The sequence below is a fragment of the Candidatus Termitispirillum reticulitermitis genome (assembly GCF_054655775.1).
The window spans coordinates 1-12,468 of the sequence record NZ_BAAIHG010000004.1 but is presented as its reverse complement, the minus strand read 5'-3'; the positions used below and the strand labels follow the sequence as shown (position 1 = coordinate 12,468).

At 44.2% G+C, this 12,468-nt stretch carries 11 protein-coding genes; 3 read left to right on the top strand and 8 right to left on the bottom strand.

The window, feature by feature from the left end; translation table 11 throughout:
* Positions 1 to 2 precede the first annotated feature (2 nt).
* Both AC1MDJ_RS01030 and AC1MDJ_RS01025 read right to left on the bottom strand, forming a co-directional pair.
* A complete protein-coding gene (locus tag AC1MDJ_RS01030) occupies positions 3 to 1,418 on the bottom strand; it encodes a HEAT repeat domain-containing protein (protein ID WP_479689094.1) in 1,416 nt (471 codons plus the stop codon).
* 94 nt (positions 1,419 to 1,512) lie between these two features.
* On the bottom strand, positions 1,513 to 2,769 hold the full coding sequence (locus AC1MDJ_RS01025; RefSeq protein WP_479689093.1) for a radical SAM family protein: 1,257 nt from the start codon (positions 2,767 to 2,769) through the stop codon (positions 1,513 to 1,515).
* Positions 2,770 to 2,844: 75 nt separating this feature from the next.
* Between AC1MDJ_RS01025 and eno the strand changes: the two genes are divergently transcribed.
* Positions 2,845 to 4,131: a phosphopyruvate hydratase gene (gene eno / locus AC1MDJ_RS01020; RefSeq protein WP_479689092.1), complete on the top strand. Its 1,287-nt coding sequence runs from the start codon at positions 2,845 to 2,847 to the stop codon at positions 4,129 to 4,131.
* Positions 4,132 to 4,180: 49 nt separating this feature from the next.
* On the opposite strand, the gene AC1MDJ_RS01015 is transcribed toward eno, so the two are convergent.
* The 6 genes from AC1MDJ_RS01015 to carB all read right to left on the bottom strand — a co-directional run bounded on the left by AC1MDJ_RS01015 (position 4,181) and on the right by carB (position 11,119).
* Positions 4,181 to 5,086, bottom strand: a complete 906-nt coding sequence (locus AC1MDJ_RS01015) for a hypothetical protein (protein WP_479689091.1) — start codon at positions 5,084 to 5,086, stop codon at positions 4,181 to 4,183.
* Positions 5,087 to 5,254: 168 nt separating this feature from the next.
* On the bottom strand, positions 5,255 to 5,533 hold the full coding sequence (locus AC1MDJ_RS01010; protein WP_479689090.1) for a ferredoxin family protein: 279 nt from the start codon (positions 5,531 to 5,533) through the stop codon (positions 5,255 to 5,257).
* Positions 5,530 to 6,819 carry an FAD-dependent oxidoreductase gene (locus tag AC1MDJ_RS01005; RefSeq protein ID WP_479689134.1) on the bottom strand — a complete coding sequence of 430 codons (1,290 nt, stop codon included), beginning with the start codon at positions 6,817 to 6,819 and terminating at the stop codon, positions 5,530 to 5,532. Before AC1MDJ_RS01005 ends, AC1MDJ_RS01010 begins: the two co-directional genes overlap by 4 nt.
* Positions 6,809 to 7,513, bottom strand: a complete 705-nt coding sequence (gene thyX / locus AC1MDJ_RS01000; RefSeq protein ID WP_479689089.1) for an FAD-dependent thymidylate synthase — start codon at positions 7,511 to 7,513, stop codon at positions 6,809 to 6,811. Before thyX ends, AC1MDJ_RS01005 begins: the two co-directional genes overlap by 11 nt.
* A 12-nt stretch (positions 7,514 to 7,525) precedes the next feature.
* Positions 7,526 to 7,870, bottom strand: coding sequence for a 50S ribosomal protein L31 (rpmE, locus tag AC1MDJ_RS00995; protein WP_479689088.1), 345 nt, complete (start codon positions 7,868 to 7,870; stop codon positions 7,526 to 7,528).
* A 48-nt stretch (positions 7,871 to 7,918) separates the two neighbouring features.
* Positions 7,919 to 11,119: a carbamoyl-phosphate synthase large subunit gene (gene carB / locus AC1MDJ_RS00990; protein ID WP_479689087.1), complete on the bottom strand. Its 3,201-nt coding sequence runs from the start codon at positions 11,117 to 11,119 to the stop codon at positions 7,919 to 7,921.
* 363 nt (positions 11,120 to 11,482) lie between these two features.
* Between carB and AC1MDJ_RS00985 the strand changes: the two genes are divergently transcribed.
* Positions 11,483 to 11,641 carry a hypothetical protein gene (locus AC1MDJ_RS00985; protein WP_479689086.1) on the top strand — a complete coding sequence of 53 codons (159 nt, stop codon included), beginning with the start codon at positions 11,483 to 11,485 and terminating at the stop codon, positions 11,639 to 11,641.
* 19 nt (positions 11,642 to 11,660) lie between these two features.
* A complete protein-coding gene (locus AC1MDJ_RS00980; RefSeq protein WP_479689085.1) occupies positions 11,661 to 12,287 on the top strand; it encodes a hypothetical protein in 627 nt (208 codons plus the stop codon).
* The last annotated feature ends 181 nt before the right edge of the window (positions 12,288 to 12,468 follow it).

Here is a 12,468-nt window from a genome sequence, read left to right as displayed (position 1 = left end):
GTTTAGATGCCTAATACTAGTGCTATCTTCTCTTTTATGAAACGATTTTGTTCCGTTTCGTTTATCCGCCTAAGTACATCAATATACCCATCTGGATGCTCGTTCTCTATTATCTCTACTGCACGGTAGCGCACCATCCAGCTTTGGTCGGTTTCTGCTATATTCAGTGCCAACTTTGCAGTCTGCTTTTTGCCCGACACATACAATGCAGACAACGCCTCACGGCGGACATCTTCGTTATCGCCTTGCAACTGCGTTTCTAGCAATGTAATCGCTTCAGGCAGATGCGTATGCCCCAATACTTCTATGATAGCAAGCTTTATATTGCTGTGAACACTCGGGTATGCTTCTATCAATATTTTTGCAGTTTCAGGCGATACGCTGTGCCCTAGTGCACGCACAGCAAAGTAGCCCACCCAGATATTGGGAGACTTGATTTTGCTGATGACAACAGATTCGTTGCCATTCAGTCCTGTGCACCCAAGCCCAGAGGCAGCAGCCTCTTGAACCGCCATAGATTTATCGTCTAGTAGTTTTACTAGCAAATCAACCGTTTGTGGCGTATTGAAACGCGACAAACAACGTGCAATAGTCTTGCGGATAAACACGTCAGTTTCTAAAGCAAGCATATTGGCAGTTTTGGCGAACGCATTTTCTCCACCTATAAGGGCGAGCACCCTGACAACAATGCCACGAACTTCAGGTTTGTTAGACGATGCTAGCTCAACAAGACGGACTAGGTCGCCGTCATCACTTAGCAGAGCAACTGCCGAACCCGCAGCCTCAGCAAGTGCCTTCGTAGGCGATAGAATAAAATCATATAGCCTGTCTTTTGATTCCATATCGCCGAACCAGCCTAGCACGTGTATTGCCGCACACGTCACCTGTGTGTGAGGGCTGTCAAGGCAGGAGCGGACAAGGTCTATAGAATCAGTATCGCAAGCTTTGCCTATGGTTAGAAGGCAACATGCCTGTATGTTTGGTTTATCGGCGGCAATACGTTTAATCAGCTCAGCCCGCACCTCGCTGTTGTAGTGTTTAGCTAGGTGGTCTGATGCGCCGTCAGCCAATTCTACGTTGGCGAACATCTTTATTAGGTCATCGGTGCTACTGTGTTCGTAATTCTTGCCGATGGTAAATAGTTTTATGGTATCGGATGTTTGGAGTATCCTATAAACGTTATCGCTGACGTTGAAGAGCACAATGGGAATTTGGTTGCTATTAGCCACCTTACGTATCATAATAAACCCAGCAAGCTGGTCGCTCTTGATATGCTCAAGCCGTGCCAAATCTATATCAACGCCTATTATGCCCATAGCTACTTCCAGCTCTTGACGGGCTGCAACAAACTCTTGCCTAGTCGGACTATTGTCAACAACTATCAACGCCTTATTGTTCTTAAATGTAATATTAACCATAAATAGCTCCCATCAACTCACAATACAGACATCCTACCACTTTGTAGCTAATAATGCAAGAGCTTTTTAGAGGGCTACCATTTTATAAACTGCATTACCTGTAGAAATTATCCTTTGTGCGGTTGAAGTATCCGAATTTGATGTTTTTATGCTCCAGTTTTATAGCCTTTAGCATATTTTTGATGCCCAACACCTCATCAACAGGTAGTTTTAGTGCATCTTCAAGCAACGCTATATCAATATTTAAGTTTCTGGTCTGTATAAGCCCCACATTATATTTTGATAGAAATTTAACTAGAGCTTCTACTTCGCTACGCCTATCGTTCACGCCCGGCATAGTCAGCAGATTTAGTGCAACATAGCAACGAGCCTCATTTGCGATTGATATACTTTTACACACATCGGCGAATTTATATGTGGTTGGTCTGTAGTATGCGTTGTAGGTGCTTTCTACTACGCTGTTTAAGCTCACGCGAATGCTGTCTACCCCAGCATCTATTACCTTTGCCACCTTGTCAGGCAGGCTACAGTTGGAATTAAAGTTTATAGTAAGTTCTGGAAACTCTTTTCTTATCAGTTTAACTGCTATTGCGATATTGTCAGCCACCATTACAGGGTCGCCCTCGCAGCCCTGACCAAAACTAATAATCGGTTTTTCGGCATCCCTTGCGTGGTTGCAGGCAACTTCAGCTATTTCTTCAGGGGTGGGCGCAAAGCTCATCCTAGTTTGTGGTGAAGGGCAACATTCAGACTCTTGCAGAGATATGCAGCCTACACAGCGGGCATTGCATGCAGGGCTAGCAGGTAGCGGACATTCCCAGCGCGGATAGAACACATTTTTAGCAGCGGTGCAGTGATAGTTCAGTGCGCAGTGCGCTAACTGTTTGTATAGACGATTTTTTGGATAACGTTTCAGATAAACATCAACTTGTTGCTTGAATTTATCTGTATAGTCGTATAGAGCAGGGTTCCAGTGTGAATCATCGTCAACTTTAATAGCGGGCACGACAAAGTGTCCGTTGTTCCAACCTACTGCGGTGTATGCGTATAGTGGCATAATCTCTGGTTTAGTGCGTTTATATGACGGCAGGTATGTCCGCAGGTATGCTGGTGGCAGAAACACGCTGACAGCGTAGCTATCAGGCAGGGCGACATATTGCGACTTGTTGGCATCAAAACCCATAGCTTGAGTGTGCGGCATATAGTATAGGCGGGACATCTTCGGCAGTTCTATCAGCTCATTTTCATAAGGGAGCATATCGTAGCCTGCGCTATGCACGCTCATATTTAGCTCTGGGTGGTCAAAGATTTCCCCTTTGCTGTTAGCATATACCAGTGATGGATTATTCATATCATAGATAATATACCAGCTTGACTTGTTTGTGCAAGTGTCATACAATCTACAAAACGGATTGGGAGGGGAGCAATGAGCGAAATTATTGATGTTCAAGCATCTGAAGTATTAGATTCTAGGGGTAATCCGACAGTTGAGGTCACCGTCACTACGGAAAGCGGTTCTTATGGCACGGCTATGGTGCCTAGCGGGGCATCCACTGGGCAGTTTGAAGCTGTGGAGTTGCGAGATGGCGACAAGAAACGTTATCTTGGCAAAGGCGTCCTTACGGCAGTTAAAAATGTTAATACTTTGATTTCTGAAGAGTTAGAGGGTATCAGCGTTTTAGACCAGATGGCTATTGATGATATAATGATTGATATGGACGGCACGCCCAACAAGGCAAAGCTCGGGGCTAACGCTATTTTAGGGGTATCAATAGCATGTGCAAGAGCTGCGGCTAGTTATTTAGGTATCCCATTATATCGCTATCTCGGCGGACCTTATGCACACGTACTGCCTGCACCTATGATGAACATATTGAATGGCGGTAAGCATGCTGACAATAACGTTGATATACAAGAGTTTATGATAATGCCGGTTGTCGCTGAAACTTTCCGTGAGGCTCTTAGAATGGGTGCAGAAGTGTTCCACAGCTTAAAGAAAGTGTTGCAGGATAAGGGGCTGAATACAGCCTACGGCGATGAAGGTGGTTTTGCTCCGAACCTGAAATCCAATGAAGAAGCATTAGACGTGCTAATGCTCGCCATTGAAAAAGCGGGCTATAAGCCGGGAGAACAAATATGGATAGCTATGGACCCTGCATCCAGCGAGTTCTACGACAACGGCAAATATATAATGAAAGCTGAAAAGAAGTCTGAAAAGACTGCCGAAGAGATGGTTGAGTTTTGGAGCGGGCTTGTAAATAAGTATCCGATAATATCTATAGAGGACGGGCTTTTTGAAGATGATTGGACGGGCTGGAAAAAGCTGACTGATAAGCTGGGCAGTAAGATACAGCTAGTTGGCGATGACCTGTTTGTGACCAACTCTGAAAGGCTTGCTAGGGGTATTGAGAGTGGCACTGCTAACTCCATACTTATCAAGCTAAACCAGATAGGCACGCTCACTGAAACCCTTAAAACTATAGAAATGGCTAAACGCGCTGGCTATACCTGTGTAATATCGCACCGTAGCGGTGAGACTGAGGACGCCACCATAGCTGATTTAGCAGTGGCAACTAACGCGGGGCAGATTAAGACAGGCGCACCGAACCGCACCGACCGCGTAGCTAAGTATAACCAACTGCTGAGAATTGAAGATGAACTTATGGGGCAGGGCAAATACGAAGGACTAGCAGCGTTTTATAACTTAAAGTAACAATACAAGCAAGCCCCCTCTCTGAAAGAGAGGGGCTTGCTTAAGCTCTTTACCTATAGTTTGCCATATAGGTTACATTTTTATATGCATTCATCACAGCTGATGCTATGTATGCGGGCATTTGTTGTGGCTGCGGGACATTGTTGCTACGCACAGATGCAACTGGTGCGATAGCATCCTCACCTAGCTCTTCAACAAGCTCCACTTCGGAGCGTTCAGCCACTGCATTATCAAGTGAGCGTTGAACGTCTCTCAATGCGCCGGTAGCAATACCTAGATTTGCCATACTCTTTGACATATCAGCTAGTCTGCCCGGTTCTTGCAACTTCTCAACAGCTTTGCCAACGATTTCCTTTGCATTAGATAGCAACTCAAGTGCACTGTCAATCTTCTTTACTGATTCTTCAGCTGCTTCAGGTGAGCGAACGTCAATATCATCAACACCAAGCGTCTTGGCATCAAGAGATATTTTAACTCCACTTTGAGCTTCAATCTGCTTAGATAACTTCTCAGCCGCTTTGTTAATATCGCCCTTTATAGAGTCAATCTCAACTTGCAGTTGCTCTCTGTCCTCAGTAGTCAACTCCTTGTCAGCAACAGTAGCAAGGCGTTCACCTATGTCTTCTACCTTAGCAGCGATATCATCTAACCCACTGTCAAGCGCACCTACGCTCTCGCTAGTGTTCGTAATATCATCTACTAAGCTTTGCGACGTAGAAGTCAGAGCTGTCTCATTTCTTTCCATCGCTGCAAGGGCAGACATAACGGTTTCAGAGAGACTTACACTATCAGTAGGTTCTACTGGTTTTAACGACTGCAATGCATGCGCTAAATTGCTTACGTTATACGCCTGCAACTCCTCAGAAGCTTTGAGAGACTTATTGGCAGAATAACTAGAATACAGTGACGATAGAGGAGACGCACCTCCACCAAACCCAGAAACGGAAAAGTTCATACAACACCTCCAAACACAATAATAATTGAAGTATTATATTTGCTATATCCGTCTTGTTGACATAATAAGACAAATTTTTATCACACCTACAATAGCATAAATTTGGAAATAGTCAACATAAATTTTAAGAAATTTATCATATTGTTTAGTTCTACCGTAGCCATTCACTTATCCGTGTCTATACTCAACACCGAACGAGCCTTTCGGAAAACTCCACTTTTTAACCACCCTGTCCGCCGATAACACCTTGCACGTGCCACACTCAAAACAGCCCGCATAATCAAACGTTAAGACCCCCTCGCTATACTTGTATAGCCCAGCGGGACACGCCCTAGTAAGGAGCTTTATATCACTTTCGCTGGCTCCCTTGTTCACCTCTATATGAGCGTAGCCCTCATCCACATGAAATTTATCTATCCCTAATTTTTCATCAATAGTCATACTCATAATGACCGAACCCCCTTTATAGCGTCGCCGACAATATTTAATACCCCTACCTTATTTGCAGCAGAAAGGAGCTTTGAAACCAGCGAACGCGGCTTGCTGCCATTCATCACAAATAAATCAGCCAACAGCCCGTCTATCATTTCAGGATATTCGCCAAATATACGATGATTTTCCATAAAACTTGGGAAGTTTGAATAGTGTTTCATATCAGCGAGCACCCCTTCAGCCTCTAAATTACCCTTATAGCCGTCAAGCGCATTGATATCAGATAGATTATCTCTTGCCGCTACTATTGTTTTAGCGGCAGCGATAGCAGATGAAACAGCAAGGTCCATCCCACGTATAGTATAACCCAAATTCATAACAAACCCTGCGGCATCCCCAACAGCAAGCACGCCACTACCAGACGGCTTCGCCAGCGCACTAAAGCCCGCCTCAGCTACTAGATGTCCAGAATACTCCAACAACTTTCCTCCGTTTATGAGCGGAGCAATAACGGAGTGCCTCTTAAAGTTTTCAAGCATATCGTTTATAGATAGTTCAGTCTCATTAAATTCAGATAATGTGACAACTACACCTATTGATATACTATCCTTGTTAGTGTAGATTAGCCCGCCACCAATTTTACCACCAGAGGGATAGCCGGCACATAGCCAAGACAGCCCCTCACCGCTTGCCACATTAAACCTGTCCTCTATAGTCTTTGCCCCAAGCTCTATAAGCTCTTTTACCCCAACAGCTATTTCGCTAGGTTTAATCGGTTTTGTCCGCAACCCCGCACGTTCCATTAACTGTGAATTCGCTCCATCTGCCAGCACAACAACATCTGCAAGTATTTCATCCCCGCCAGCTATTATGCCACAAACTTTGCCGTCGTTTATAATTAAATCTTCCACAAGCATACCTGCAATATGCATCGCTCCAGCGGCTTCAGCCTGCTGGCAGAGCCAACGGTCAAACGATGCACGCAATACAGTATATGAATCACTGCCATTCTGTTTCAAAGCATCGCTTAAATATTCAATGGTTGTAGCAGACTTTTCAGTCATCATAGATATACGCTCACGCACAACGCGCCTTTCAACGGGAGCAACACTAGCAAAATCAGGGATTACCCGCTCAAGGCTATAGCTATATAGCCTGCCGCCAGTCATATTTTTAGCCCCTGAATAGTTGCCACGCTCAACTAGAACCACCTCCAGCCCCTCACGAGCTAACATTAGTGCCGTAACACAGCCTGCTACGCCACCACCTACAACGATTACATTAAATTTATCAGCCATTATCTACCCCTAAATTTAATTTGCTAACTTCTTCCCGAACTTCAACTGCCTTGCCGCAAGTCATACCCCCCTCACTGCATGCACCGCCTACACAAGCGGGACCCGCTAATGCAAATATAGTAGGCGACTTACCCTTTACTAGCCTTAACATCTGCATCGCAAGCTCGCGTATCTCCCACTGGGCACGATTGCAACAACGCAACTTAAAGAAATGCAGCAACTCACGCGCATTCATGGTGATAACAATCTTCGTCTCGCATGCATTAGGCAACACATAGCGCGCATCTTCTGCGGGGATACCAGAGCTTGCCAGCTCACTATAAAAACTGTTCAAACTGTTCATAAGAGCATCATACTTTGGAGCCAATGAACTGCCCGATATGGACGGAGGAGTAACGTAACTAAAATTATCAAACCTCACATATCGTTGCGACTGCTGAGAATAGCTAGCGAGCCTATGGCGCACAAGCTGGTGCGTAAGCACCCTTGAAACACCCTCTACGCCAAAGCTAAACGATACATGCTCAAAAACAGACTCATGCCCCAGCGAACGAAGCTTACCTAAAAAACCCTTCTGGTCAGATGCCGAAACTTTATCAGACAACTCTGCAATAGAGGCACCAGAGTAGCACAATTTAGCGGCTAGAGCAGCTACAAGCTCACCGCCACTCCACGACAAGATAGCTACATTAAGCATCTGTGGAGACTATTAAACCTTCTTTGTCGCACTCTTGGTAGCAGGCTTCGCCGCTGATTTTGCTGTCTTTGCAACAGGCTTGTCCGCTACAATCTGCTTACCAGCAACCTTAGTGGCAGGCTTTGAAACCTTTGCCTCCTTTGCGTTTTTAGCTGTTTCAGCAGCTGCATACTTGCGCATAAACTTTTCTACGCGACCAGCAGTGTCAACAAACTTTTGTTTGCCCGTAAAGAACGGGTGACAGCTAGAACAGATAGCAATACCAGTTCTATCAGTGGTGGAACGAGTTTTTACCTCTGCCCCGCATGCACACTTAAAAGTAATCTCTTTATAGTCAGGATGAACGCCAGCCCTCATACTCACACTCTCCTTATAAATAACGCGAATTTTGATAATATCGCTATTTTATCGCTTTGTCAAGTCTTGTAATGCAATTACTCCCATACTTGCATTTTTCATACTAGATATTGCCCCCAATATTGCCTTTGCAGTATCCATTGAGGTAAGACAGGCGATGGCATGCTCAACCGCGGCACGGCGTATCTTAAAGCCATCATGCGCAGGGGTTGCCTTCTGGGTAAGCGTATTTACTACCATATTTATATCGCCGTGCTTTATCTCGTCTATAATATTCGGCTCCCCCTCACTCACCTTGCGAACTGTCCGCACTTGCAAGCCGTTGCCAGATAAAAATGTAGCTGTGCCTCCGGTCGCCACAATGTCATATCCTAAATCAGCAAAACCTTTAGCTACGGGCAGTGCCTCATCCTTATCTATATCAGCTATAGTAAATAATATAGCACCACGTGCAGGGATATTGATACCGCTAGCCTGACACGCCTTATAGAACGCATGGGCAAACACCTTGTCCGTTCCCATCACTTCGCCTGTGGACTTCATCTCTGGACCTAGTGCCACATCTACGTTGTGCATCTTGGCAAATGAAAATACAGGTGCTTTCACCGCATAATGGCTGGAAAATGGCAATAATCCGCCAACATAGCCAACATCCTTTAATGATTTCCCGACAGCCACTTGCGTGGCTATACACACCATAGGCACATCTGTTACTTTGCTCAAAAATGGCACCGTTCTGCTAGAACGCGGATTCACCTCTATAACATAAACTTCGCCACTTGCTACAACATACTGAATATTCAACATACCCTTTATTTCAAGTTTCAGTGCAAGACGGGTGGTGTAGTCAACAATAATATCTATCGCTTTCTTATCTAACGTGATAGGCGGATAGACCGCTATGCTATCGCCAGAATGAACGCCCGCCCGTTCTATATGCTCCATTATACCGGGGATTAAAACCTGCTCCCCATCACAGATAGCATCAACTTCAACCTCAGTGCCACGCATATAGTGGTCAACAAACACTGGATGTTCCTTAGAAGCACTAATCGCACTGGTCATATAATGCCGTAAATCGCCCTCTTCATAAACTATCTCCATAGCTCTGCCGCCTAACACATAAGACGGACGCACCATCACAGGATAGCCTACTCTGTTTGCAGCCTTTACAGCCCCATCAATATCGTGAACGGTGAAACCTTTCGGACGAGGGATGTTTAGCTGCGTGAGCATTGCATCAAAACGCTCCCTATCTTCAGCCATATCAATGCTATCTACGCTTGAGCCTAATATATTCACTCCTAGCAAATCAAGGGGGGCGGCAAGGTTAATAGCGGTCTGCCCACCAAACTGCACTAGTATGCCATCAGGCGATTCCTTTTCTACTACATTCAATACGTCTTCAACGGTAAGCGGCTCAAAGTATAGCTTGTCCGAAATATCAAAGTCCGTGCTGACTGTCTCAGGGTTATTATTTATGATAATAGTTTCATAGCCAAGCTCTTTTAGCGCCCATACCGAATGAACTGAACAATAGTCAAACTCTATCCCCTGCCCTATTCGTATCGGACCTGAACCTATAACAACAGCTTTCCTGTTAGTGCTCACAGCCACTTCATCCTCACTCTCATAAGTAGAGTAGTAGTATGGCGTGCTTGCCTCAAACTCGGCAGCACACGTATCAACCATTTTATATACAGGCATTATCCCCCGCTCTTTCCGTTCAGCACGAATTTCAGGCATAGTTCTGCCTGAAAGTTTTGCTATAACCGCATCGGCAAAGCCCATCCTCTTGGCGTTGAGCAAAACCTCGCTACTAAAGTGGTCACAGAGCTGTTTTTCCATAGCGATAATATTAGATATTTTATTCAAGAAAAATTCATCTATATGGGTAGTTGCATGCACCTCATGCACATCAATACCCGCACGCATAGCAGCTGCAACTATAAATATACGTTCGTCTGTAGTCTCTTTCAACTTAACGCGCAAATCTTTATATGATAGCAAATCAATATCGGGTTTCCATATATGATTAGTCCCTATCTCTAACGAGCGGACAGACTTCAACAACGCCGCCTCTATAGAGCGGTCTATCGCCATTACCTCGCCCGTTGCTTTCATCTGCGTGCCGAGCGTTCTATCGGCTTTGTCAAATTTATCAAATGGCCAGCGCGGAAACTTCACGACTACATAATCAAGCGCAGGCTCAAACGCTGCCTTTGTTTTGCCAGTTATAGCATTTTCTATCTCGTCTAAATGGTAGCCGATAGCTATTTTAGCGGCAACCTTAGCTATGGGATAGCCCGTAGCTTTTGATGCTAACGCTGATGAACGGCTTACGCGTGGGTTGACCTCTATAACGTAATATTGGTCTGAAAGGGTATCTAGCGCATACTGAACATTACAACCACCCTCTACCCCCAGCGCACGGATAATACGAATAGATGCACTCCTCAACATCATAAGCTCTTTGTCTGACAACGTCTGCGCAGGTGCCACCACTATGCTGTCGCCAGTGTGGACACCCACAGGGTCTATATTTTCCATACTGCATATAGTTACGCAGTTGTCTGTGGCATCCCGTATAACCTCGTATTCTATCTCTTTCCAGCCTGCAACGCTACGCTCTATAAGTGCTTGTCCTATGATACTATACTTTAAGCCCATATTGGCAATAGTTTCAAGTTCTTGCTCGTTTGTCGCTATCCCACCGCCAGTGCCACCGAGCGTATATGCTGGGCGCACAATCAGCGGAAAACCCACATTAGCTGCAAACTTGAGTGCTTCCTCAATGCTACTGACTATCGTGCTGACGGGGATAGGCTCCCCTATCTCTTGCATTGTTTTCTTAAATAATTCTCTGTCTTCAGCCTTCTGAATACTCTCTATAGGGGTGCCTAGCAACTTAACGCCATATTTATCAAGCGTGCCACGCTTTGACAGCTCAACAGCCATATTTAAGCCTGTCTGTCCGCCGAGCGTAGCGAGCAATCCATCAGGTCTTTCCATTTCAATAATAGTTTCCAAGAAATTTGGCGTTAAAGGTTCAATATATACGCGGTCTGCGATGTCTTTATCGGTCATAATGGTAGCAGGGTTGCTGTTGACAAGCACCACCTGCACCCCCTCTTCCCTGAGAGCACGACAGGCTTGCGTCCCTGCATAGTCAAATTCGGCTGCTTGCCCTATCACGATAGGACCAGAGCCTATTACCATCACTTTCTTAACATCTTGTCTTTTAGGCATACCAATCTTTTTATACTAAACAATAAAAGAATGTTTGTCAACGTGCCTCCGGAAAAATGAATGTTTAACTTGAACAAGTCTAATATTATGAGCTATCATTCAAGGACATCAAAAATGAAGAGCATACAAATATGAAACGCATAGCTATTTTTATGTGTAATGCCACAGTTAAAATGCCCCTATTTAGGTGTTAAAGGTATGCTGTTTTTCCGTATAAAAAATATATGAGGGGCATTTTAACTTGTGGAATTACATTCTAAAAATTACCCTTGACACGTTATCACGATACGGGTATAAAGGTGTCTATCGTAGGATATGAGCAGTATATATATCTTATCCAAACTGGTTGGAGGGGTTTAGTTTATGCGTGGGTCTAGGCTATGTATTTATGGGCGTTTTAGCATGCGTTCATTTGCGTATAGGCTTTTAACTTGTTATTTAATTGCCAACTTCATATTTTATCCTATTTATCCTGTATTTGCTGCTGATTTACTACCTGATGAGGCATTTGGTATGGACTAACCTAATGAGGACAAATAGTATGCTAAAACATGTTTGCGGACGCTTTGTTGCAGTAGTTTTGGTAACTACTGCGCTTTCTGGCTGTGGTGCGTCTAGTGAATCCGTGAGTATAGAAAATGAAATTGACGGAGTATCTGTTACAGCCGGAATTCAAACGAGAAGTGGATTTTCAATTAACGGGGTGACGTTTAGACAGGGACCGGATAAACTTTCTGATATAAATATTTCTACCAAGAATTTTTTTTTTAATTTTCGTTTACCTTTAGGAGTTGCTTTTCTTGATGTAGGTACTGGGGGAAAATGCCAATTTAGCGACAATAGGTTAATAAAGGTAAAGTTGTTCAGTGAGTATGATGGCAGTAAGGCTACGTCATATATTACGCTAGAGGGTGGCACAAAGATTGAAGGCAAGCTTGTAGCGGATAAGGATATAGGGCTAATTAATAAGATTTTTATGGTAAAATCCTATGTCACTGAGCTGGAATATTATTTCCCAATGTCTTGTGCGGATAGACATCAAGCCGTTTTTACGATAGAGGGTATAACTAAGAACAATCAGCCAATACCGCCAATAAGCATGAGGATGATAGATTTTATAAATTCGGATAGTGGTAGAATTTTTGTTAGGAGCTACAGGCAGTATTAACACGTTAAGCAAGTATGAGGTTAAGAATGACTACTGGGCAATTTTGATATGGACTAACCTAAAGGAGTATTTGTGTTCAAACGATATTTATTGATTTTTGTGGTGTTATTGCAATTTGGCTGTGCTTTTCGCACGGTCAGTCTACCTGCTGATGTAATATACATAAATGAAGACCTAAAGG

What these genes read in the sequence shown, in the direction of transcription:
- AC1MDJ_RS01030 (WP_479689094.1), bottom strand. Translation starts at nt 1,418, where the DNA reads ATGGTTAATATTACATTTAAGAACAATAAGGCGTTGATAGTTGTTGAC.
- AC1MDJ_RS01025 (WP_479689093.1), bottom strand. Translation starts at nt 2,769, where the DNA reads ATGAATAATCCATCACTGGTATATGCTAACAGCAAAGGGGAAATCTTT.
- eno (WP_479689092.1), top strand. Translation starts at nt 2,845, where the DNA reads ATGAGCGAAATTATTGATGTTCAAGCATCTGAAGTATTAGATTCTAGG.
- AC1MDJ_RS01015 (WP_479689091.1), bottom strand. Translation starts at nt 5,086, where the DNA reads ATGAACTTTTCCGTTTCTGGGTTTGGTGGAGGTGCGTCTCCTCTATCG.
- AC1MDJ_RS01010 (WP_479689090.1), bottom strand. Translation starts at nt 5,533, where the DNA reads ATGAGTATGACTATTGATGAAAAATTAGGGATAGATAAATTTCATGTG.
- thyX (WP_479689089.1), bottom strand. Translation starts at nt 7,513, where the DNA reads ATGCTTAATGTAGCTATCTTGTCGTGGAGTGGCGGTGAGCTTGTAGCT.
- rpmE (WP_479689088.1), bottom strand. Translation starts at nt 7,870, where the DNA reads ATGAGGGCTGGCGTTCATCCTGACTATAAAGAGATTACTTTTAAGTGT.
- carB (WP_479689087.1), bottom strand. Translation starts at nt 11,119, where the DNA reads ATGCCTAAAAGACAAGATGTTAAGAAAGTGATGGTAATAGGCTCTGGT.
- AC1MDJ_RS00985 (WP_479689086.1), top strand. Translation starts at nt 11,483, where the DNA reads ATGCGTGGGTCTAGGCTATGTATTTATGGGCGTTTTAGCATGCGTTCA.
- AC1MDJ_RS00980 (WP_479689085.1), top strand. Translation starts at nt 11,661, where the DNA reads ATGCTAAAACATGTTTGCGGACGCTTTGTTGCAGTAGTTTTGGTAACT.